This window comes from Vibrio mimicus CAIM 602 (assembly GCF_000338875.1).
In the GTDB taxonomy this organism is placed as follows: Bacteria; Pseudomonadota; Gammaproteobacteria; order Enterobacterales; family Vibrionaceae; genus Vibrio; species Vibrio mimicus.
The window spans coordinates 17,223-38,378 of the sequence record NZ_AOMO01000037.1 but is presented as its reverse complement, the minus strand read 5'-3'; the positions used below and the strand labels follow the sequence as shown (position 1 = coordinate 38,378).

General features: G+C 48.3%; 22 protein-coding genes. 10 read left to right on the top strand and 12 right to left on the bottom strand.

The window, feature by feature from the left end:
- The first annotated feature begins 367 nt into the window (after positions 1–367).
- Both glpE and glpG read left to right on the top strand, forming a co-directional pair.
- Entirely contained in the window at positions 368–688 is a 321-nt protein-coding gene (gene glpE, locus D908_RS07170) for a thiosulfate sulfurtransferase GlpE (RefSeq protein ID WP_005525289.1), read from the top strand.
- Between the two features lie 6 nt (positions 689–694).
- Positions 695–1,531 (top strand): rhomboid family intramembrane serine protease GlpG, encoded by an 837-nt coding sequence (gene glpG, locus D908_RS07175; protein ID WP_005525285.1) that lies wholly within the window; start codon positions 695–697, stop codon positions 1,529–1,531.
- Positions 1,532–1,611: 80 nt separating this feature from the next.
- Here the strand turns inward: glpG and D908_RS07180 are convergent, their stop codons facing one another.
- A complete protein-coding gene (locus D908_RS07180; RefSeq protein ID WP_005525283.1) occupies positions 1,612–2,022 on the bottom strand; it encodes a flagellar basal body-associated protein FliL in 411 nt (136 codons plus the stop codon).
- Between the two features lie 203 nt (positions 2,023–2,225).
- Here D908_RS07180 and D908_RS07185 point away from each other — a divergent pair, with 203 nt between their 5' ends.
- The gene (locus tag D908_RS07185) at positions 2,226–2,765 is read left to right on the top strand and encodes a chorismate lyase (protein ID WP_032467641.1); all 540 of its coding nucleotides are present in this window, start codon (positions 2,226–2,228) and stop codon (positions 2,763–2,765) included.
- Complete coding sequence (gene ubiA / locus D908_RS07190; protein ID WP_005525279.1) at positions 2,766–3,620, top strand: 4-hydroxybenzoate octaprenyltransferase; 855 nt, start codon at positions 2,766–2,768, stop codon at positions 3,618–3,620.
- A gap of 90 nt (positions 3,621–3,710) precedes the next feature.
- Here ubiA and plsB read toward each other — a convergent pair whose 3' ends face one another.
- Positions 3,711–6,137: a glycerol-3-phosphate 1-O-acyltransferase PlsB gene (gene plsB, locus D908_RS07195; RefSeq protein ID WP_005525277.1), complete on the bottom strand. Its 2,427-nt coding sequence runs from the start codon at positions 6,135–6,137 to the stop codon at positions 3,711–3,713.
- A 321-nt stretch (positions 6,138–6,458) separates the two neighbouring features.
- Between plsB and lexA the strand changes: the two genes are divergently transcribed.
- From lexA to dinF, 3 genes are all read left to right on the top strand, one after another.
- Complete coding sequence (gene lexA, locus D908_RS07200; protein WP_000803689.1) at positions 6,459–7,088, top strand: transcriptional repressor LexA; 630 nt, start codon at positions 6,459–6,461, stop codon at positions 7,086–7,088.
- An 84-nt stretch (positions 7,089–7,172) separates the two neighbouring features.
- Positions 7,173–7,985 (top strand): class I SAM-dependent methyltransferase, encoded by an 813-nt coding sequence (locus D908_RS07205; protein WP_005525275.1) that lies wholly within the window; start codon positions 7,173–7,175, stop codon positions 7,983–7,985.
- Positions 7,986–8,064: 79 nt separating this feature from the next.
- The gene (gene dinF / locus D908_RS07210) at positions 8,065–9,411 is read left to right on the top strand and encodes an MATE family efflux transporter DinF (protein WP_005525273.1); all 1,347 of its coding nucleotides are present in this window, start codon (positions 8,065–8,067) and stop codon (positions 9,409–9,411) included.
- Positions 9,412–9,481: 70 nt separating this feature from the next.
- Here the strand turns inward: dinF and tatC are convergent, their stop codons facing one another.
- The 7 genes from tatC to rmuC form a co-directional block, all read right to left on the bottom strand.
- Positions 9,482–10,231 carry a twin-arginine translocase subunit TatC gene (gene tatC, locus D908_RS07215; RefSeq protein ID WP_005525271.1) on the bottom strand — a complete coding sequence of 250 codons (750 nt, stop codon included), beginning with the start codon at positions 10,229–10,231 and terminating at the stop codon, positions 9,482–9,484.
- A gap of 79 nt (positions 10,232–10,310) precedes the next feature.
- Positions 10,311–10,718, bottom strand: a complete 408-nt coding sequence (gene tatB, locus D908_RS07220) for a Sec-independent protein translocase protein TatB (protein ID WP_000459628.1) — start codon at positions 10,716–10,718, stop codon at positions 10,311–10,313.
- A 3-nt stretch (positions 10,719–10,721) separates the two neighbouring features.
- On the bottom strand, positions 10,722–10,970 hold the full coding sequence (gene tatA, locus D908_RS07225; RefSeq protein WP_000508971.1) for a Sec-independent protein translocase subunit TatA: 249 nt from the start codon (positions 10,968–10,970) through the stop codon (positions 10,722–10,724).
- Between the two features lie 57 nt (positions 10,971–11,027).
- The gene (ubiB, locus tag D908_RS07230) at positions 11,028–12,662 is read right to left on the bottom strand and encodes a ubiquinone biosynthesis regulatory protein kinase UbiB (RefSeq protein WP_000801137.1); all 1,635 of its coding nucleotides are present in this window, start codon (positions 12,660–12,662) and stop codon (positions 11,028–11,030) included.
- A complete protein-coding gene (locus D908_RS07235) occupies positions 12,659–13,264 on the bottom strand; it encodes a ubiquinone biosynthesis accessory factor UbiJ (RefSeq protein ID WP_005525269.1) in 606 nt (201 codons plus the stop codon). The genes ubiB and D908_RS07235 overlap by 4 nt, the downstream gene beginning before the upstream one ends.
- Before the next feature lie 26 nt (positions 13,265–13,290).
- Positions 13,291–14,073: a bifunctional demethylmenaquinone methyltransferase/2-methoxy-6-polyprenyl-1,4-benzoquinol methylase UbiE gene (ubiE, locus tag D908_RS07240; protein WP_005525267.1), complete on the bottom strand. Its 783-nt coding sequence runs from the start codon at positions 14,071–14,073 to the stop codon at positions 13,291–13,293.
- 44 nt (positions 14,074–14,117) lie between these two features.
- Positions 14,118–15,650 (bottom strand): DNA recombination protein RmuC, encoded by a 1,533-nt coding sequence (gene rmuC, locus D908_RS07245; protein WP_005525261.1) that lies wholly within the window; start codon positions 15,648–15,650, stop codon positions 14,118–14,120.
- Between the two features lie 123 nt (positions 15,651–15,773).
- On the opposite strand from rmuC, the gene D908_RS07250 reads away from it, so the two are divergent.
- Both D908_RS07250 and D908_RS07255 read left to right on the top strand, forming a co-directional pair.
- Positions 15,774–16,685, top strand: a complete 912-nt coding sequence (locus D908_RS07250) for a DMT family transporter (protein WP_005525259.1) — start codon at positions 15,774–15,776, stop codon at positions 16,683–16,685.
- Positions 16,686–16,763: 78 nt separating this feature from the next.
- Positions 16,764–18,302 carry a methyl-accepting chemotaxis protein gene (locus D908_RS07255; protein WP_005525257.1) on the top strand — a complete coding sequence of 513 codons (1,539 nt, stop codon included), beginning with the start codon at positions 16,764–16,766 and terminating at the stop codon, positions 18,300–18,302.
- Positions 18,303–18,304: 2 nt separating this feature from the next.
- Here D908_RS07255 and D908_RS07260 read toward each other — a convergent pair whose 3' ends face one another.
- The 3 genes from D908_RS07260 to ftnA all read right to left on the bottom strand — a co-directional run bounded on the left by D908_RS07260 (position 18,305) and on the right by ftnA (position 20,544).
- Positions 18,305–19,492 carry a BaiN/RdsA family NAD(P)/FAD-dependent oxidoreductase gene (locus tag D908_RS07260; RefSeq protein ID WP_005525255.1) on the bottom strand — a complete coding sequence of 396 codons (1,188 nt, stop codon included), beginning with the start codon at positions 19,490–19,492 and terminating at the stop codon, positions 18,305–18,307.
- A 125-nt stretch (positions 19,493–19,617) separates the two neighbouring features.
- Entirely contained in the window at positions 19,618–19,941 is a 324-nt protein-coding gene (gene uspB, locus D908_RS07265) for a universal stress protein UspB (RefSeq protein WP_005525253.1), read from the bottom strand.
- A 75-nt stretch (positions 19,942–20,016) separates the two neighbouring features.
- The gene (ftnA, locus tag D908_RS07270) at positions 20,017–20,544 is read right to left on the bottom strand and encodes a non-heme ferritin (protein ID WP_000951039.1); all 528 of its coding nucleotides are present in this window, start codon (positions 20,542–20,544) and stop codon (positions 20,017–20,019) included.
- 166 nt (positions 20,545–20,710) lie between these two features.
- Between ftnA and uspA the strand changes: the two genes are divergently transcribed.
- A complete protein-coding gene (gene uspA, locus D908_RS07275; protein ID WP_000121734.1) occupies positions 20,711–21,136 on the top strand; it encodes a universal stress protein UspA in 426 nt (141 codons plus the stop codon).
- Positions 21,137–21,156: the final 20 nt, after the last annotated feature.

Sequence of the window (21,156 nt, the reverse complement as noted above, 5' to 3'; positions counted from 1 at the left end):
CCTATTAGCAATCTCTTAGGAGTTCGATCTCTATCAGGATCGAAAAATGGATCTCTTTGCGCAACTCACTTGTGGATAACTCTGTGATAAATTTCTTCATGGACTGTCATCAAAGCGTCTATTTCAAGGCTTTCTCGGTACATGATGATTGGGGATACTTTTAAAATTACCCACAACAAAATCAGGATCATCGCTACATGTTGTGGATCGAAATTCTTCAAACCACTTTATCAACGCAATTCACAGGATTACCCACAGGTGCTGTCATTTTAATCATAAGTGGATAACCTTACTGTTGCCCAGTACTTGTGCAAGCTTGAATAGGTTACACTTAGCGCTAACCAGCATGCCAAATGAGAGCAAACCTATGGACCAATTTTTACATATCGATGTCACCACCGCACAAGCCATGATTGAGCAAAAGCAAGCTCGTTTAGTCGATATACGTGACCCACAATCTTTCCAAGTCGCTCATGCTAAATCGGCCTTCCACCTCACCAATCAGTCCATTACTCAACTCATGGAGCAAATCGAGTTTGATCATCCAGTTTTAGTGATTTGTTACCACGGGATCAGCAGCCAAGGTGCAGCCCAATATCTGGTTAACCGAGGATTTGAAGAGGTGTATAGTGTGGATGGCGGCTTTGACGCCTGGCAACGCGCCAATCTTCCCATCGAAGCGAGTTAATTATTGATGCAATTACTGACCACCTTGAACAATCCGCGAACGGCACAAGCCTTTATTGATTACATGGCTGCCCATCAGATCGATATTCAGATGATGCCGGATGCCAGTGGTCAGTTCTCTCTATGGGTGCTTCATGATCAACATGTCGATGTCGCACAAGCTGAGCTACAGGCGTTTTTACAAAACCCTTATGATCGGAAGTATCAAGCCGCTTCGTGGGACGTCGCCGATCAGAAACGCCCCCAATTTCATTACTCCTCCCCCAACTTACTCAGCCTAATAAAAGCCAAAGCAGGTGCGTTTACTCTGTTTATTATGGCACTTTGTATCGCCATCTTTGCTCTACAAACATTTGGCGCAGGTGATGCGATATTTAATGCTCTGCACTTTCCGGCCCAAGCAAGTCAACAATGGCAAATTTGGCGCTGGGTAAGCCACGCTTTGCTCCATTTTTCGGTTATGCACATTGCCTTTAACTTACTCTGGTGGTGGCAATTTGGTGGCGATCTTGAGCAGCGCCTTGGAAGCTTAAAGCTCATTAAGCTATTTATTGTTTCAGCCATTATTTCTGGTGCAGGTCAGTACTGGGTTGAAGGCGCTAATTTTGGTGGCCTTTCTGGTGTGGTTTATGCTTTGGCGGGATATTTGTGGGTTCTTGGCCAACGTGCACCACAGCTTGGCTTATCAATTCCAAGATCATTAATGGGTTTTATGCTGATTTGGCTGGTACTCGGCTTCGTGCAACCTTTTATGGCCATTGCCAACACCGCGCATTTAGCCGGTTTAATCAGTGGTGTGGTTTTGGCGTGGATGGATACCAAACGCAATCAAGATGCGCAATGATTCTTGCGGTTGTCTAGAGAGTAAAAAAGCGGCCTTCGCCGCTTTTTTCGTTATAAATCCATTGATTAATGAATCCCAAATTACTGATAAATATATTTGGTGAACAACAAATCAGCAATCACGGTACGGCCAATCTCTGGCAATAAAATATTGTTAAGACGGCTCACTAGCGACTTACGCAGATCTTCACGTCCAGCTAACGACTTGATGGTGTCTTCCGTTTGCTTACCCAGTAATTCAACTACGGCATCTCGAATCAGTGGCTGATGCTTCTCAATGACTGGTAGATCCGCCGCATTGGCCACCATAATATCGATGCGAACTTGGATATAACCCAGTTTGTTACCTTTGGTAAAAAAATTGGTAGTCAGGTCAGGCTCTAAAGTGAAATAAGCCAGTTGAGGCACTGCTGGTGGATCTTCAGCGTGGCTGGCAAAAGACAGCATCAAGCTCAAAGCGAGCATTATTTGGACGACATAACGTTTTAGCATATTTCTATCTGCACTTTATTCTGTTCTCAATACTCGAATCGCTGGAGTCTTGTTACAATAGAGCATCCATTTGGTAAATAAAATGCTTTCCGCGTTCGAACTTTTTGGTTTGGAATCAAAATCTGAGCTTTATTGTATACCCAAACTACTTGGAGTTGCAGGTAAGAAGGATAATCGGGTAAAGCGTCAAATTGAATATTAGTATGAATCAATTAACTTCGCTCTATTTAGCTGCTCTCAATCAGGTTGTCTGGCAACACCCTGATGATATTGAGTTTCCTGACCCTTTAGCCCAGCGCTGGCTGCTTGAGCAAGGCTCGCTGTCGCGTTTAATGGCAACCCACTGTGACCAACTTACTGTTGACCTCCTGAGCAACCAAATGATGCCTGCCGACTCACTGAGCTATGATGAATTGCAGCTACTTCATCCAGAAGAATATCTTCTGCGCCAGGTCATTATCCACGGCGACCAACAACCTTGGGTATTCGGCCACACCTTAATTCCTCGCTCATCCATGCTCCAGCAACAGTACGATTTGACGCAACAAGGGCAAATTCCACTAGGACTAACCGTATTTAGTGCGGATAATGTTAAGCGAGATGCACTGCAAGTGGGTTGGGTAGAGACAGAATTGGGACGACTATTAGCTCGTCGTTCTCGTTTATGGATGAATCATAAACCTATGCTGGTCACTGAACTGTTTCTCGCTACATCCCCGATTTACTCTAAGGAGAGAGTGTAAATGACCGCTGTAAAAGCGCGTGCTTACTGGCAACTGATGCGTATGGATCGCCCTATTGGCTCCCTACTATTGCTTTGGCCTACTCTGTGGGCACTGCTTTTAGCCGCTCAAGGCTTACCGGATGTCCGCGTATTAGTTGTGTTTGTGCTAGGCGTATTTTTGATGCGCTCCGCCGGTTGTGTCATCAACGATTTCGCTGATCGCCATGTCGATGGCCATGTGAAACGCACCAGCCAACGCCCACTGCCTGCTGGGTTAGTTTCGGCAAAAGAAGCGTTATTGCTGTTTGTCGTCCTTGCAGTCACGGCTTTCTTGCTCGTGTTAACTATGAATACCCTCACTATCCAGCTTTCTTTTGTCGGTATTTTATTAGCCTTTATCTACCCGTTTATGAAGCGCTTTACCCACCTGCCTCAATTGGTGCTGGGCTTGGCGTTCAGTTGGTCAATTCCCATGGCTTGGTCAGCTCAAGCGGATACACTACCACCACAAGTTTGGGTACTCTTTCTGATTAATGCCCTGTGGACGGTTGCTTACGATACGCAATACGCGATGGTTGACCGAGATGATGATGTAAAGATTGGCATTAAATCCACCGCGATCTTATTTGGTCGTTGGGATAAGCGCATCATCGGCCTGCTACAGTTGGCCACCTTAGGGTTACTGGTCGCTTTAGGTCAAGGTTTAGAACTTAGCGCAAGCTACTACTGGAGTCTGTTAGTCGCAGCCGGACTGTTTGCCTATCAGCAACATCTGATCCGTTATCGTGAGCGCATGCCTTGTTTTCAGGCGTTTCTGAATAACAACTATGTCGGCATGGCGATCACTGCCGGCATACTCTTCAGTGTCTGGTAACCATTCAAAATAAAGGCAAAAAGAAAAGGCATCCATCGGATGCCTTTTTCATTTAGTTCTATTTACTGGAGAGCTCTCGCTACGCTTAGTTTAAGCGTCAACCTGACACAAACTCTCTTGAATCGTCATTCGCACTTCTGGGTAGATCAGCGCATAAAGCTGACGAGAGAGTGGCTTCGCAGTTTCTAACACGCAGCGGCCTTGCTCATCCAAATATCCCTGCTCTTGCAGCGTCACGAATAACGAAGCAAACACCCCTTTATCAAAAAACTCAGGCGCATTAATGCCGTGCAAACGGCCAAGACGCTGTGCGACTTCCTGACTCTTCTCTTCCAGTTCAGCTTTACCCAAATGTGGGCAGCTCACCAGAAGGTTCAAAGCAATCGCATAACGTTGCAGGGTTTCAGAAATAATTCGTCCAAGCAGCATGAGCACTTGAGTTTGCGCTTGATTCAGCGTGACGGTTTTACCTTCCACACTCACCAAACCTTGGCGAGCCAGTTCCGCCACATAGCGCAGTACCAGATCGTTTAGCTCGTCTTCCTCAAAACGCAAAAACAGCTCTTGTTTCAGGAAAGGATAAATTTGTGCGACGGTCGCTTGGATTTTTTCCAACGATACGCTCTGCTGACGGATCAGTAACTGAGCGATCAGTGATGGCAGCGCCAACAAGTGGATAATGTTGTTGCGATAGTAAGTCATCAGGATCGATTGGTTGCGATCCAGCGAAATAATGTCGCCCATGGTATCGGTTTCCACCACAAACTTATCCAGCGACTCCGCATGTTCAACCAGCTTTTCTGCGCTATCACTTGGCAGCGTTGAAGTCGCAGAATACGGTACATTGCGCAGCAGCGATAAGTAGCAGTCCACCTGCTTAATCAGGTTGTCACGCGCCAAGGCACGCTGACGAGAAGCCAGCAACGCTGTTGCACACAAGGTCATCGCATTCACTGCCGCGGCATCGTTGATGTGAGTCATCATGCGCGTGGCGAGCTTATTCACCGTCGGCGTCATCCATTGCGGTTTGCTTGCGCCCATCGGGTCAATATCTTGCGTCCATTGTGGAACGGTTTCATTCAAGAACTGGTTGAGTGGGATCGGCTCACCGAAGTTCACGTAACCTTGGCCAAAATTGCGCAGCTTACGCAAAGTACGCAGTACTAAACCGGCGTTCTCTTTCTCTTTACGTTTACCTCGTAGCTCTTTGGCGTAAGTACCCACTTCCATCACATGTTCATAACCGATGTAGACAGGTACTAAAGTCACTGGACGATTCAGGCCACGCAACATAGCTTGAATGGTCATCGCCAACATGCCTGTTTTCGCTGGCAACAAGCGACCAGTACGCGAACGGCCACCTTCACTGAAGTATTCCACTGAATAACCTTTCGCAAACAACTCAGCGAGGTATTCACGGAAAATCGTTGAATAGAGTGGCGCACCTTTAAAGCTACGACGAATGAAAAACGCACCACCGCGACGGAAAATCGGCCCCGCCGGGAAAAAGTTCAAGTTAATCCCCGCGGCAATGTGCGGAGGCACCATACCTTCATGGTACAGCACATAAGAAAGCAGCAAGTAATCCATATGACTACGGTGACAAGGCACGTAGACAATCTCATGACCATCTTGAGCTAAACGGCGCACAGTCGCCGCGTTATTGATGTTCAAACCTTGGTAGATGCGGTTCCACAGCCAACCTAAGATGCGATCACCTTTTTTCACTAGCGAATAGGAAAAATCCGCCGCGATCTCATCCAAAATGTCGTGTGCTTCTTTGCGCGCTTTTTCGAGCGGGATCTGCTTAGATTTCGCTTCGTCCGCGATGGCTTTTTCAATCGCTGGTGAATTCATCAAACGAGCAAACAGTTGCGCACGCTGCGGCAAATTAGGGCCTGACGCCGCCAGTTTTTGCCGTGAGAAGTGAATGCGTGCTACACGAGCCAACTTATGTGCAATCGACGCATCGGTGCCGTGAGTATCCGCCATGTAACGCATCGAAACGACAGGGCTAAAACGCACCAAACAGTCACGGCCAGAAGCCAGTACAGCAATCGCCTTTTCCGGACCATTCAAGGCTTGCAAATAGGGTCTCTCTTGCCCTTCTTTGCCCGGCTTGCGTCCCCACAGCACCGTCGCAGGGATCACTTGTACATCCAGCTCACTGTCGAGCTTATGCTCGGTCAGCAGCTCAGAAAACAGCGCGATAGATTCATTCGGCACATGCTGATCACTATTGAGCAGCGTCGGGCGTGATGCAATAAACACATAACGCTGAAAAGATTTGCCATTGACGACCAGAGGCTCCAGCGGATCTGGTAGCCCAGCTTCTTTAGCGTGAGTTTGCAACGTCAGCAGATCGACGTTTGAGCGAAATGGTAAGGCGTAAATAACCGGTTTTTGAGTATCGATATCCAGATCTTTGATCGGATTAGACGGAATCGCCGTCCCTTTCACCAGCACCGACATCGGCAATTTCAATAGTGAACGGGATAATAGGTGTCCTGAAGACATAGAGTTCAAAGCCTCAAGATTCTTTAAATAAGCCCGACTGTACTTCCTCTCTAACGGCCAGCGTGAGAGTGCACCATCGTGCGGTATTGTTTTTTTTGCGCGCCAAGAATACCAGAAACTGGTCAAACCTTTTAATTTTATTGCTTACATCCGCAGCATTTCTGAGCTGAATAGAACAGCAGAGCTTTACGCGACAAGCTTCCAGTAAGCACTCAGGTAAGTGGCTAATCTCACAATCACACAAAAAACAAGCAATTGGCTTTGCAATTCTCTTTGCACTGGATATACTCACAGTCAACTGTATAAAAAGACAGGTGACTCATGAAGCCGTTAACTCCACGCCAACAAGAAGTGTTTGATCTGATCAAAAGTAAGATCGATGAAACCGGAATGCCCCCAACCCGCGCCGAAATTGCCAAAGAGCTGGGTTTTCGTTCGGCCAATGCGGCTGAAGAACACCTCAAAGCGCTTGCTCGTAAACAAGTCATTGAGATGGTTCCAGGTGCCTCACGCGGGATCCGAATCCTCATCGACAATGCAGCGAACGAAGAAGAGGCCGAAACTGGCTTACCTTTGATTGGCCGCGTTGCCGCTGGTGAACCCATTCTCGCTCAAGAACATGTGGAAGCGCATTACCAAGTCGATCCAAGCATGTTCCGCCCGCAAGCCGATTTTCTGCTGCGTGTGCATGGCGAGAGTATGAAGAACATCGGTATCCTCGATGGCGATCTCCTAGCCGTTCACAAAACACAAGATGTACGTAATGGCCAAGTGGTTGTGGCGCGCGTTGAAGATGACGTCACAGTGAAACGTCTTGAGCGCAAAGGCTCCAAAGTTTTTCTGCATGCGGAAAATGAAGAGTTTGCACCAATCGAAGTCGATTTAGCCGCTCAATCCCTCACGATTGAAGGCATTGCGGTTGGCGTAATTCGCAACAGCAACTGGATGTAAACATTGTTGAGATAAATTCTCAACAACTTGCCTTCTTATTTGAGATTCATTATCATCTTCCTATCCCAGTATAGGAAGATGAGCATGCGTCACTCAGATTCACCTACTTCAGACCAATACCACGTCCCCACCAATTTAGTGCAGCCACTTTGGTTACGCAGCCGAGAAAGCTTGGTTGATAATGGCTTGGTCTATGATCCGATTGCAGCCAATGCCTGTAGGCGTTGCGCGTTAGCGCAAGAGTGCTTAACTGGGGATATCGCACAAAAGCAGTTACTGCATGTCACGCTAACTCAGCTTTGTGACCAACAAGTTCGCCACTTTCTCGATAATCATCCTGATGGCTGGATTATTAATGTCGGCGCAGGTCTCGACACTCGCTTTTATCGGGTGGATAACGGCCGCTGCCACTGGATTGAATGGGATATCACTGAAAACCTGTTATGGCGTGAAAAGCTGTTTCACCGTAGTGAGCGCTATCAACTCGTATGTGGTGATGTGATGCAACCACAAGGACTCGCGGAACTGCCAATTCCTGAATTTGCTCCCGTTCTATTAGTGTGCGAACACGCTTTACTCGATTGTGATGCACAACAAGTGGCGCGCTTTGTGCGCTCTATCGGGCTACATTTTGCCAAAGCCCGTGCTTGTCTCGTGGTCGCGGGAGATAAAACCTCCAGTTATTTAGGCCAAAAACTCGGCTGCGAAGCCTATGCGCATGGTTTTACCTGTGTTGGTGATGCCATTATGAATTGTCTGCCGTGGGCGAAATCGGTACGTACCTTTTCCCCACTCGATCGCCACTGTGACCGCTGGAAATTCTGGCAACGCGCCATTGCACGTTCCGGCATCTACAAGACTCGCTTAACACCAGTTCTCGTCAACGTAGATTGGTAACTCGCCATTTCGGTCATGCCATAGCCCAACCATCCCCACTCAGTTACACTAACCACAAGTCATCGTTGAGGTTTTTTGTGTGTCACTGATTATCCAGACTCTGAAACAGCAGAGCGTGCATCGCCAAGTGCTGGCGCTCGCGTTGCCTATGGTGCTGTCTAACGTTACCGTTCCGCTGCTTGGCTTGGTCGATGCTGCGGTTATCGGTCATCTCGAACACGCTTGGTATTTAGGCGGCGTGGCACTGGGTAGCACTATGATCAGTGTGACTTTCTGGCTACTCGGCTTTTTACGTATGTCGACAACAGGCTTAACCGCCCAAGCGCATGGCGCGCAAAATCCACAGCAGCTTGGTCGAGTTTTACTGCAAGGCAGCGTCATTGCTCTTGGTTTAGCCGCGCTGTTTTTGCTGTTTCACCGCCCTGTTGCCGGACTGATTTTTCACTTCAGCGATGCCAGCAGCGAAGTCAAAACCTACGCTGAAGCCTATTTCTACATTCGTGCTTGGAGTGCCCCAGCCGCCTTGCTTAACTTTGTACTGCTTGGCTGGTTACTCGGTACCCAAAATGCCCGAGCACCGATGTGGATGGTGATCATCACCAACCTCACCAATATTGTGCTCGATCTACTGTTCGTACTCGGACTAGGACTAAAAGTCGAGGGTGCCGCCATCGCTTCTGTTATCGCGGATTATGCAGGTCTGCTATTTGGACTGGTTTGTGTGGTTCGTTACTGGCGACAGCAGCAGCTTCCAGCCCCCTTCTCTTTCATCTCGTCTCTAACGAAAGAACTCTCCCGTTTAGTGGCGCTCAACCGCGACATCTTCCTGCGCTCACTCTGTCTGCAAGCCGTGTTTAGCTTTATGACCTTTCAAGGTGCAGCACTAGGTGACGAAACCGTAGCAGCGAATGCAGTATTGATGAGCTTTTTGATGATGATTTCCTACGGCATGGATGGATTCGCTTATGCGATGGAAGCCATGGTTGGCAAAGCGATTGGCGCAAAGGATGATCGCCAACTGCGTAGTTCCATGATTGGCAGTACCTTTTGGGCTACCATGATCTGTTTGCTCCTCAGCCTGATCTTCTTAGGCTTTGGATCGGATCTAATCCAAATGATCACTAACATTCCGAGCGTCCAAACAACGGCAGAAATCTATCTACCTTGGCTGGTAGCGATGCCTTTGGTGGCGGTGTGGTGTTTTTTATTGGATGGTGTGTTTATCGGCGCGACCAAAGGCAAGGAGATGCGAAACAGTATGGCAATCTCCGCGGTGGCTTTCTTTGTGGCTTATTGGCTCAGTGCAAGCTACGGCAATCATGCACTTTGGCTTGCCATGCTCAGCTTTATGGCGCTGCGTGGCGTGACACTTGGCATTGCTTTAGCTACCCAATGGCGCGCTAGCACCTTCTTGCAGCATAGGTAAAAAAATAGGGGGCACAAAATGTGCCCCCCTATTCTCATCAATCTCTTACGCCATCATTGGTACCATGACTTTATTCGTCTTCTTGCGCTTCATCGGGTTCGTCACGAGTATAAAAACGAGCAAAGAACAAACCAACTTCAAACAACAAGCACATCGGGATCGCGAGCAGCGTTTGCGAAATCATATCCGGCGGCGTCAGTAACATACCAACTATAAACGCACCAACGATAATGTATGGCCGCTTTTCCGACAGACTCTTAGGCGTAGTTGCCCCCGTCCAGCACAGCAGAATAATCGCCACTGGCACTTCAAACGCGATACCAAAGGCTAAAAACAGCGCCAGTACAAAATCGAGATAACTCGCGATATCGGTCGCAAACTCAACACCACCGAGTGAAATCGCGGTGAAAAATCCAAACACCAGCGGAAACACCACAAAGTAGGCAAAAGCCACACCGCAGTAAAACAGCAGTGAACTGGAAACCAACAATGGGAAGATTAAGCGCCGTTCGTGTTTATACAGCCCAGGTGCGACAAATGCCCATACCTGATAAAGAATAAACGGAACGGAGACAAACACAGCTGCAATCAGCGTCAGCTTTAAAGGTGTGAAAAACGGTGATGCCACATCAGTGGCGATCATGGTTGCCCCTTCAGGGAGTCGATCCACTAAAGGTTTCGAGACAAACTCGTAAATCTCATTCGAGAAATAGATCAGGCCAATAAATACCACGATAACCGCGGCCACCGCTTTGAGTAGGCGATTACGCAATTCCAGTAAATGGCTGATCAACGGTTGGGTCTGTTCAACGGAAGACATGCAAACCTCATGTAACAGATCAAAAAAGAGTTATCACATCTTAGTTCGAAAACTCAGGATAACTCTTTGTAAAGACAGCTTAGTCGGCCTTTTTTTCAGCCGGTTGCGGTGCACTATCGAGGCGCACATCAGGCTCAGGGGCAGAACTGGTGTCGCCACTGGCAGAACCGGATGTGGTTTCGCTGCTTGGTGTCACAGCGTAAGGACGCTGTACTTCCTGCGCGGCTTGCTTGAGTGATTCAACCGATTTTTGCAGTTCAGGTGATAAGTTCTGCATCCCCATCTGCTCGGCTTTGCGCAGGTTTTCTTGCAACTCCTGCACTTTCAGCTCATGCGCTAACTCATCCTTCACGCTATTCGCCATGCTTTTCGCAGCAGACACAAACTTTGCCACACTGCGAATAGCATGAGGTAATCGCTCAGGACCTAGCACCACCAGCGCCACAATAGCGATCAATACCAGTTCCCAAAAACCGATATCAAACACGATTTATGCCTGCTCTTTGTCTTTTTTCACTTCAGCAGACGCATTGGTTTTTGGCTGCTCAAGGTTTTTCGTTTCGAAATCAGCATCTTTTTGATTTGCTGTGGTGTTTGACTCTTCTTCCGACATGGCTTTCTTAAAGCCTTTTACCGCGCTGCCCAAGTCACTGCCAATACCACGCAGTTTCTTAGTGCCAAACAGCAATACCACGATAACTGCAATAATAAGAAGTTGCCAAATACTGATACCACCCATCTTTTTTACCTCGGGTTATGTGTGAACAAATCTTCGAGCTTCTCTGAGCGACACTCGCTACTGACGATAAGCCCGCCAACTCAATAGCCAACATAACGCACCAATGGTCGCGCTACCGATCGCTAAAGGTTCTAACTGGTTGGTGACCCATATCGCCGAGCATACGACTAATGTGGCTCCAACACCAAACAAAAACTTTCCCGTGCCCTGCTGGCGTTTTGATTGTCGATAACCTTGATAAAGGCTGTCCAAACGCTGATTCAAAGTACGGCCTTGCTTTAAGCTGTCATACAGTAATTCTGGCAGCTCAGGCATTTTTTCAAACCACAAGGGAGCACGCTCTTTCAGTGCATGCAATAAGGCTTGTGGTCCAACTTGGTTTGCCATCCATTTTTCTAAAAATGGCTTGGCGGTCTGCCATAAGTCTAGTTGCGGATAGAGCTGACGCCCTAAACCTTCGACATAAAGCAGCGTTTTTTGCAGCAAAACCAACTGCGGCTGCACTTCCATATTGAAGCGGCGTGCCGTGTTAAAGAGGTTGAGTAGCACGTGTCCGAATGAAATTTCGCACAACGGTTTGGCAAAAATCGGTTCGCACACAATACGAATGGCGACTTCAAACTCATCCACATTGGTATCAGCCGGTACCCAACCAGAATCCACATGCAACTCAGCAACACGGCGATAGTCACGATTGAAAAAGGCGAGGAAGTTTTCGGCCAGATAGCGCTTATCTTCGCTATTCAGCGTACCGACTATGCCACAATCCAAACCGATCCACTGCGGATTCTCAGGATGGTCAGGATTCACGAACACGTTGCCCGGATGCATGTCAGCATGGAAGAAACTGTCGCGAAACACTTGAGTAAAAAACACACTCACGCCACGTTCCGCCAATAACTTCATATTGGTGCCGTTGGCGCGCAGCCCCTCCAAGTCAGAAACTTGGATGCCATATATTCGCTCAGAAACCATGACAGTTTCATTACAGAAGTCCGTCAGCACTTCTGGCACATATAGCTCTTCACTGCCTTCAAAGTTGCGGCGCAGTTGAATGGCATTCGCCGCTTCACGGCGCAAATCCAACTCATCGAGTAAGGTTTTCTCGTATTCGCGTACCACTTCCACTGGCTTTAAGCGGCGTGCTTCCGGCAGCGCTTTGGCCACAATGCGTGCCACGCGATACATCAGTTTGATATCCGCATCGATTTGTGGACGAATATCAGGGCGAATCACTTTCAGCACCACTTCTCGACCGTTGCTTTTCAGCTTGGCAGTGTGCACTTGGGCAATCGAAGCAGAGGCTAATGGTTTGATATCAAAATCATCGAACCACGTTTCCAACGGCGCGCCGAGTTCTTCTTCAATCAGTTGCTTTGCTTGCTGACCGTCAAACGGGGCAACTTTATCTTGCAACATCGCCAATGGATCGGCGATATGCGGTGGGAACAAGTCGCGACGGGTCGACATCATCTGCCCAAACTTAATCCACACAGGACCCAGCTCTTGCAGTGCCAAACGTAAGCGCTCACCTAACTGCTTATCGGTGTGTTGATTGCGCAGCCAGAACAGAGATTTACGCGCAAGCAAAGGCGCTCGGGTGAGATGATGATCAGGCAGCAACTCATCCAAGCCATATTCGAGTTGAACTTTAACTATGCGGTATAAACGTTTCAGCTCTGCAGGTTTCATGCTTTTTCCAATAGCTGGCTAAGACGCGCTTCTAAGCGCGCGGCCTGACTTTTCACTTCATCCACTTGATCGCAGAAATAGGCAATTTCCAATGGCGGCGGCGCGATACGCCACTCTTCAGTGAGCACCTGTGCTAAGTGGTCTTGATGTTTACGTGCTTGCTTTTTCACTGCATTGGCAACGCTTTTTACACCATGCACTAAGCTGTGTGCCACGACATCACCGGTGATACGCGATAGCCACTCTTCCACATCTGGTTTGCAATCGGTCATCAGCTCGGCAAACTTTTGTGCCAACTGGATATCACCTTCCAGTTCCAGCTTATCTTGCTTGATAAGACGAGTGATGTTGGCCTGTTCACGCAGCTGGGGAAGAATCGAGAGGTTCAACGCCAGATAACAATCAGGTTGGCCTTCAAAGCCCGTCATCACATCAATGCGCTGACTGAACACAAACGTCAGGGATTGATTTAACTCACGCAGATGCAGCGAAATCACTTTGCCTTTCAGGCGCAGCAGTTTGCGGCCTAAAGCGGGATCATCACTAATCAGAGTGTTGAGCGTGGTTTCAATCACCGCGGTCAGTAGAGGAGACAATGGCATGGTCGCAAGCAATGACATAGCAGCCCTTAAAATTTGTAACCACGATGCAGCGCCACAATGCCGCCGGTCAGGTTGTAATACGTGGTTTGTTCAAAGCCTGCGTCTTCCATCATGCCTTTCAGTGTGTCTTGATCCGGATGCATGCGGATAGACTCAGCGAGATAGCGATAGCTGTCCGCATCATTGGCGATCAACTGTCCCATCTTAGGCAGGATATGGAATGAGTACGTGTCGTAGAGTTTAGACAGCGGATCGAGGATCGGCTTAGAAAACTCCAGCACCAACAAACGGCCGCCGGGTTTCAGTACGCGGAACATCGAACGCAGCGCTTTATCTTTGTCAGTCACGTTACGCAGACAGAAACTGATGGTGATGCAGTCAAAATAGTTGTCTGGAAAAGGTAACTCTTCGGCGTTGGCTTGTACGTAATGCACATTGCCGACCACACCAATGTCGCGCAGTTTATCGCGGCCAACATTGAGCATAGAGTTATTGATATCCGCCAAAATGACATGGCCTTTGTCGCCAACGATGCGTGAAAACTTGGCGGTTAAATCACCCGTGCCACCACCCAAATCGAGGATACGTTGTCCCGGACGTGCGCCTGAACAATCAATGGTAAAGCGCTTCCATAAACGGTGAATGCCGCCTGACATCAAGTCATTCATGATGTCGTATTTGGCCGCCACAGAGTGAAACACTTGCGCGACTTTATGTACTTTTTCATCTTTACGTACGGTTTCAAACCCGAAGTGGGTCGTTTCCTGATTGTTTAGTCCAGAATTTACTAGCACGTTGGTGTCCGTCATTATTTTTCCTCTTTGGCCGTCATCACTGCGGCGACTGCGGGCGGTTAGTTTACTTTATCCTCAATCGGATGTCTTTCTACTAAAGGGGCATTTTCCTGATCCGGCGCTTGTTGTGCGCGTTCAATCAATGGCTGAGCGATAGAGCGTTTGATCTCAACCCCCAGCTGTTTGAAGCTTTCCGCCTGACGAATGGCGTTACCACGCCCAGTCACCAGCTTATTCATCGCCCCTTGATAACTCTGGTTGGCTTTATCCAATGCGCCGCCCAGTCCTTCCATATCTTCTACGAACAAGCGCAGCTTATCGTACAGCTTGCTGGCACGTTCTGCGATCACCTGAGCATTTTGGTTCTGCCGCTCGTTGCGCCATAAATTATCAATGGTGCGCAATGCCACCAGCAAGGTGGTTGGACTGACCAAAATAATGTTCTGCTCCATCGCCTCTTTGACCAAACTCGGATCGGCTTGAATCGCCACTTGGAAGGCCGGTTCAACCGGAATAAACATCAGCACATAATCGAGGCTCTGAATGCCCTTGAGTTGATGGTAATCTTTCTGGCCAAGCCCACGAATGTGGTTGCGTAGCGCAAGTAAGTGCTCACGTAATGCACTATCTCGCTCGCTATCGGTTTCGGCATGGAAGTAACGTTCGTACGCTACTAAGGCCATTTTCGAGTCGATCACCACCTGCTTGTTTTGCGGTAAATGCACAATTACATCTGGCTGATAACGCTTGCCCGCTTCGTTTTGTAAGCTGACCTGGGTTTGGTATTCATGCCCTTCACGCAACCCAGATTCCGCCAACACGCGCGCCAACACCACTTCGCCCCAGTTGCCTTGCTGTTTGTTATCGCCTTTCAGTGCTTGCGTCAGGTTGACCGCTTCTTTGGCCATCTGCTCGTTGAGGCGCTGCAAGTTACGCAGTTCATGCACTAAGGTGTGGCGCTCTTTGGCTTCGTGGTTAAAGCTATCATTGACCTGCTTTTTAAAGCCTTCGAGCTGCTCTTTGAGTGGGCTGAGCAAGCCTTCCAAGCTTTGGCGGTTTTGCACATCCACCGTCGCAGTTTTGTGTTCAAACACTTGATTGGCCAGATGCTCGAATTGTTGTTTCAGACGCTCTTCAGCCCGTTCAAGCAACTGCAATTTTTCTTGGCTCGCCACCAATTGCTGCTGATGGCGCGCCTCTTGTTCACGTAATTGGCCTTCCAATTCGGCTTTCGCGGCGCGAACTTGGTTAAGCTCATCGGCGTATTGCTGACGTTCTTGTTTCACCGCCTCAAAGTAACGCAGCTTTTCCAGCACTGCCATTAACTTGCCGTGCAACTGTTTCAGCTCAAACTCATTTTTGTCACGTAACGCATCCAGCTCATCCAACTCCTGCTGCGCGGTGGTGAGTTGCTCGTTAAGTTGCTGAATTTGCTGCGCATGCCAGTGGCTTTGCTGCTCAAGTTGTTGCTCGAGCAATTGGGTTTTCAGTTGGTAGCGCTGCTTGACCCACCAGCCCATCGCAGCCCCTGTTGCACCCGCGCTCACTAAAGCCGACCACAATGCGGTTTGATTTTCAAAAATCCATTGCATGTTGAACACTTACTGTGATTTATCTCGATCAAAATGGTATTTCGACACTGGATAAATGTCCAGTTTGTTGCGCGTTTATTCTCCCCGTAGACTAGCGACAAACAAGAATAAGAGAAATTCAGGATGAATGAGAAACGCGCGTTGGGCTTAGGGCTGGCTTCTGTGTTGCTGTGGTCAACCGTGGCGACTGCTTTTAAGTTGACCCTGGCTGAGTTGAACCCGCTGCAAATGGTGACCGTGGCGAGCATAGTCTCCGCACTGGCTTTACTGGTGATTTGTGCTGCAATGGGCAAACTTAAACTGATCGTCCCCACTTTGCTGGCTAACCCGTTTTACTACCTGCTGCTCGGACTGATTAACCCACTCGCGTATTACCTGATTTTATTTAAAGCCTATTCGCTGCTACCCGCTTCACAAGCTCAAGCAATCAACTACAGTTGGGCGATTACTCTCACCTTGATGGCTGCACTGTTTCTCGGCCAACGCATTCGTAAACAAGATTGGATCGCCTGTGCCATGAGTTATCTCGGTGTGGTGGTGATCGCCACAAAAGGCGATCTGCTCGGTTTGCAGTTTGAAAGTCCACTCGGTGTTGGCCTAGCGCTGCTGTCTACTCTGCTGTGGGCAGGATATTGGATTCTCAATACCAAAAACAAAGCCGACCCTATTGTCGGTGTGTTACTCGGCTTTCTGCTGGCAATCCCGTTTGCACTGGCTCTGTGTTGGTATGAAAACCTCAATTGGCAAGGTATCACCACTCAAGGTTGGTTAGCAGTCACTTACGTAGGGCTGTTTGAAATGGGGATCACTTTCGTGCTTTGGCTCAGCGCGCTGAAAAATACCCAGAATACCGCGCGCATCAGCAACCTGATTTTTGCTTCGCCTTTTATCTCATTGTTCCTGCTTGCCACCATCATTGGCGAAGCGATCCACCCAACCACCTTGATCGGCTTGGTGCTGATTATTGCGGGCTTAGTGATACAACAGTGGAAAGGCAAAGCCGCGCGCTCGACAGCGGCCAGTTCTCCCTCTTAGTAAAAAAGTTAACCACACCAGCAGAACGGTGGGAATTGATTACACTTTAAACACAAGGCTAGTGTTTAGGAGGTGATGATGAATCGCCGTAATCAATCCGTGATCAACGAAGAAGTGACCTTTGCCAACGATGTCGAATTGGTTTCCACCACTGACACTCGTGGCATTATCACTTACGCGAATGAGGCATTTTGCCGAGTTGCGGGTTATACCGCTGAAGAGTTGCTTCACAAAAACCACAACATCATTCGTCATCCTGATATGCCTAAAGCGGCTTTTCAGGATTTGTGGGATCACCTGAAACTCAAACACGCTTGGCGCGGAGCGGTAAAAAATCGCTGTAAAGATGGCCGCTACTATTGGGTCGATGCTTTTGTCACTCCCATCTATGAAAAAGGCCAGCTAGTGGGCTACCAATCTGTACGTCGCCAACTTGCCCCTAAAGTTCGTGAACGTGCAGAAAAAGCCTATCGATCCATTCAAAACGGCCAACGCATTACACCAATAATCACCCTTTCTGTTGTGCAGAAACTGCTGCTGACGCTACTAATCACGGTTGTTCTCGCCTTCGCTACGATTTCCTACTCTCCCTATTGGTGTTTATTGATCCCAGCGGTTTACCTTTTGCTTTTCTATGGCGAGATCATTTATCAACCCCACTTCAATGAACAGTTACGCCAGCAATACGATAGCGTGTCACGCTGGGTGTATTGCGACACCCCAAGCAACCAAGCGGAGTTTCATCTGTTAATGGATGAGGGGCGCAACCGCACCATTTTAGGCCGAGTATTAGATGCTAGCCGTTCATTGCGCGATAAAGTGAAAGAGTTAGAACTGATTTCACGCAGCTCCAGCCAAAGTGCTGAAGTACAAAATGGAGAGCTAGAAACGATCTCCACAGCCGTGGAAGAGATGGTAGCAACCATTGCCGAAGTGGCACGTAATAGCAGCCATTCTTCAGAACAAGTCCATCAAGCCACCCAACTTTGTCACCATGCAGCGAAGCAGATCGACACTACCGAACAGCAAGTCGCTCGCTTGGTTAAAGAGGTTGAAGCTTCGTCGGCCAATACGGAGGTTATGGCGGAAAAAATCGCTGCGATTGGCCAAGTAATGACGGAAATTTTGGGCGTTGCCGACCAAACCAACCTGTTAGCACTGAATGCGGCGATTGAGGCAGCTCGTGCCGGAGAACAAGGTCGAGGCTTTGCCGTGGTTGCTGATGAAGTGCGCGCATTAAGCCAACGCACCCACAAAGCGACAGAAGGGATCCAAGTGTCAATGCAGGAGATTCTGGATGCACTACAACAGCTCAAAAATACCATGAACAGCGGCACACAGCTCGCCAATGCCTGTATTCATACTACGCAGGAAACCCGCTCAGAGATTCAATCCTTGAATCAAGCCATTAGCAGCATTGATGATGCGGCAACACAAATCTCCACCGCTGCGGAGCAGCAAAGTATCGTCGCCAAAGAGATCAATCAGAACCTGCTCAATATTAAAGATGCTTCGACTCGCACACTGCAAGATGCTCAATCCGTAGCAGGATTGGCATTGGATGTGAAAAGTAAAGCCGATGCCATGGCAGCGCTCGGCTTATCATTTAAATCTTAGAGTTAAACCCACTGGCCGGCGACGTAGCCACTAGACCAAGCCCATTGGAAGTTATAGCCGCCGAGCCAGCCCGTTACATCCATCACCTCACCGACAAAGAACAGACCTTTCACGGTTTTGCATTCCATGGTTTTTGATGACAGACAATCGGTATCCACGCCACCGAGTGTCACCTCTGCGGTGCGATAGCCTTCGGTGCCGTTTGGCACAATCGACCACTGTTCTAAACTGGTTTGCAATGCTTCAAGCTCTTTCGGGGAATACTGTTTCAACGGTTTATCGGCAAACAGTTGGCGCTCAATCAGCACTTCAACCAAACGCTTTGGTAGCACTTTCGATAAGGTATTTTTCAAGGTCTGATTCGGGTGCGCTTCTTTTTCGCTATTCAGCAGCTCAGCCAAATCCACGTCCGGCACTAAATTGGTGGTGATGGTTTGTCCCGGCGTCCAATAGGACGAGATTTGTAGCACAGCAGGCCCAGATAAGCCGCGATGAGTAAACAACAAGGCCTCTTTGAAGGTTTTGCCGCATTCCGCGCTCATCTCCACCGGAATCGCAATCCCAGATAACGGCGCGAAATCTTCCTTATCTTGCACATGCAAAGTAAATGGCACCAAGCCTGCCGTGGTGCTGATCACTGGCAAGCCAAACTGCTCAGCAATCTTGTAACCAAATGGTGTTGCGCCCAATTTCGGCATCGATAAACCACCCGTCGCGACCACCAACGAAGCGCACTCAATGTCGCCAATGGTGGTTTGTAGAGTAAAGCCTTGCTCCGTTTGGGCTATCGCACTGATTTCAACTTGATAACGCTGCTCGATATTCGGTTGGTTACACTCGCTCAGCAGCATATCGACAATCTCTTTGGCCGAATCAAGGCAAAACAGCTGGCCATGATCACGCTCTTCATAAGCAATACCGTATTTGCTTACTAGCGAGATGAAATCCCAGTTGGTGTATTGCGAAAGCGCAGATTTCACAAAATGCGGGTTTTGGCACAAGTAGTTGGCGGCAGAGACATCGTAATTAGTGAAATTACAACGGCCACCACCAGAGATCAGAATTTTACGCCCCGGTTTTTTGGCATGATCGAGCAGCAATACCTGACGGCCACGTTGTGCCGCCTGCGCCGCGCACATTAAACCTGCTGCACCCGCGCCAATTATCACTACATCGACTTTCTTGCTCATCACTGCCACCTAATACCATAAAAAAAGGATGTGCTGAGTGCACATCCTTACTCACTTGGGCGGCTATTCTAACGGCAAATCGCCACTATGCCAACGCAATGCCAATGTATGGCAAATGCACGCGATTAGAGCATAAATGCGACGACAGTGGTCAGAACCAGTAGCGAACCGGACAAAATAAACAGCTCACGTACCCGATCACATTTGCCAGTAAACACAGGATCATGATGATGGTGATACTCACGACTTTTCAGGTAATGGTACAAACGTACCTGCTTGGTCATGTTGCCATGTGTGGTAAAAAAGCCCCGACCATCAACTTGTTGATAAAGGAGTGGATGGGCTTCACGCATGATGTAAATAAGCGAGCGCAGTGCAGTCACATAACGAGCTAAGTTAATCGCAGTCACCACCATGAGCGCAAAGAGAATGGTATCTCCACTGATCATCTTTTCCTCCCTACATCTTGTGTTGAGAATGCCCAGAGAAAAAGACGATCGCTTCAGTTTGTCTTTTTGCCGATCTTACTCAGCAGGAGCATCCATCACAGAAGATGAGCCTTTTTTTGCCAATGCAGCCAAATCTTTATCAATGAAGAACAACGCCTTACCATCTTCACCAACCAGTTCCAGCTTATCTAAAATCCCTTTAAACAACTTCTCTTCTTCGTGCTGTTCAGCCACGTACCACTGAAGGAAGTTAAATGTTGAGTAATCTTGAGAGGTGAACGCCACATGAGCCAGTTTGTTAATCTGTTGCGTGATCTTCTGTTCATGTTGGTACGTCTCACGAAACACTTCACCCAGTGAAGCAAATTCGTGGCGTGGCGCAGCGATCGCACCAAGGATTGGTAGTGCTCCCGTCTCGCTCACATAGGTGAACAGACGTTGCATGTGCTGCATCTCTTCTACCGCATGAACGCGTAAAAACTCTGCAGCACCATCAAATCCTTTGTCTTCACACCAAGCACTCATTTGTAAGTATAGATTGGATGAAAAAAATTCGAGGTTAATTTGCTCATTGAGATGCTCAACCATCGCTTGCGACAACATAAAAAAAGCTCCTAATTCACTGTAACTATTTGAACGAACTATAGCATGTTCGCTGGTTATTGTAGCCATACCCCAAGTCATCGCCATCAAACTGAGATCGCTGCGACAAAAAAATCGCCAATCCAGTGCTACGCTGTGTTTAATCACCCGAAAAGGAGTCCGTACAATGAGTTATCAACATCTTTTGGTTGCGGTAGATCTATCTGACGACAGCAAACTGCTGGTTGAAAAAGCGGTCGCTTTGGCCAAACCACTCAATGCGGAAGTGTCGTTCATCCATATCGACGTTAACTACGCCGAGCTATACACCGGCCTTATCGATATTAATTTGGCCGAAACTCAGCATCACGCCATGGAAGCATCGCAAAAGCAGCTGCAAGATTTGGCGCAACATGCGAATTACCCTATCAAGCATACTCTGGTCGGCAGTGGCGATTTGACGAATGAACTATGCGAAACCATCAGCGAATTTAACGTTGATTTATTGGTGTGTGGTCATCACCAAGATTTCTGGAGCAAACTGCTCTCTTCAACGCGTCAGCTGATTAACAGTTCTCCGGTGGATATGTTAGTCGTACCACTCAACGACTGACGAACAGAAAATACTCGGGT

What these genes read in the sequence shown, in the direction of transcription:
- glpE (WP_005525289.1), top strand. Translation starts at nt 368, where the DNA reads ATGGACCAATTTTTACATATCGATGTCACCACCGCACAAGCCATGATT.
- glpG (WP_005525285.1), top strand. Translation starts at nt 695, where the DNA reads ATGCAATTACTGACCACCTTGAACAATCCGCGAACGGCACAAGCCTTT.
- D908_RS07180 (WP_005525283.1), bottom strand. Translation starts at nt 2,022, where the DNA reads ATGCTAAAACGTTATGTCGTCCAAATAATGCTCGCTTTGAGCTTGATG.
- D908_RS07185 (WP_032467641.1), top strand. Translation starts at nt 2,226, where the DNA reads ATGAATCAATTAACTTCGCTCTATTTAGCTGCTCTCAATCAGGTTGTC.
- ubiA (WP_005525279.1), top strand. Translation starts at nt 2,766, where the DNA reads ATGACCGCTGTAAAAGCGCGTGCTTACTGGCAACTGATGCGTATGGAT.
- plsB (WP_005525277.1), bottom strand. Translation starts at nt 6,137, where the DNA reads ATGTCTTCAGGACACCTATTATCCCGTTCACTATTGAAATTGCCGATG.
- lexA (WP_000803689.1), top strand. Translation starts at nt 6,459, where the DNA reads ATGAAGCCGTTAACTCCACGCCAACAAGAAGTGTTTGATCTGATCAAA.
- D908_RS07205 (WP_005525275.1), top strand. Translation starts at nt 7,173, where the DNA reads ATGCGTCACTCAGATTCACCTACTTCAGACCAATACCACGTCCCCACC.
- tatC (WP_005525271.1), bottom strand. Translation starts at nt 10,231, where the DNA reads ATGTCTTCCGTTGAACAGACCCAACCGTTGATCAGCCATTTACTGGAA.
- tatA (WP_000508971.1), bottom strand. Translation starts at nt 10,970, where the DNA reads ATGGGTGGTATCAGTATTTGGCAACTTCTTATTATTGCAGTTATCGTG.
- ubiB (WP_000801137.1), bottom strand. Translation starts at nt 12,662, where the DNA reads ATGAAACCTGCAGAGCTGAAACGTTTATACCGCATAGTTAAAGTTCAA.
- D908_RS07235 (WP_005525269.1), bottom strand. Translation starts at nt 13,264, where the DNA reads ATGCCATTGTCTCCTCTACTGACCGCGGTGATTGAAACCACGCTCAAC.
- ubiE (WP_005525267.1), bottom strand. Translation starts at nt 14,073, where the DNA reads ATGACGGACACCAACGTGCTAGTAAATTCTGGACTAAACAATCAGGAA.
- rmuC (WP_005525261.1), bottom strand. Translation starts at nt 15,650, where the DNA reads ATGCAATGGATTTTTGAAAATCAAACCGCATTGTGGTCGGCTTTAGTG.
- D908_RS07250 (WP_005525259.1), top strand. Translation starts at nt 15,774, where the DNA reads ATGAATGAGAAACGCGCGTTGGGCTTAGGGCTGGCTTCTGTGTTGCTG.
- D908_RS07255 (WP_005525257.1), top strand. Translation starts at nt 16,764, where the DNA reads ATGAATCGCCGTAATCAATCCGTGATCAACGAAGAAGTGACCTTTGCC.
- D908_RS07260 (WP_005525255.1), bottom strand. Translation starts at nt 19,492, where the DNA reads ATGAGCAAGAAAGTCGATGTAGTGATAATTGGCGCGGGTGCAGCAGGT.
- uspB (WP_005525253.1), bottom strand. Translation starts at nt 19,941, where the DNA reads ATGATCAGTGGAGATACCATTCTCTTTGCGCTCATGGTGGTGACTGCG.
- ftnA (WP_000951039.1), bottom strand. Translation starts at nt 20,544, where the DNA reads ATGTTGTCGCAAGCGATGGTTGAGCATCTCAATGAGCAAATTAACCTC.
- uspA (WP_000121734.1), top strand. Translation starts at nt 20,711, where the DNA reads ATGAGTTATCAACATCTTTTGGTTGCGGTAGATCTATCTGACGACAGC.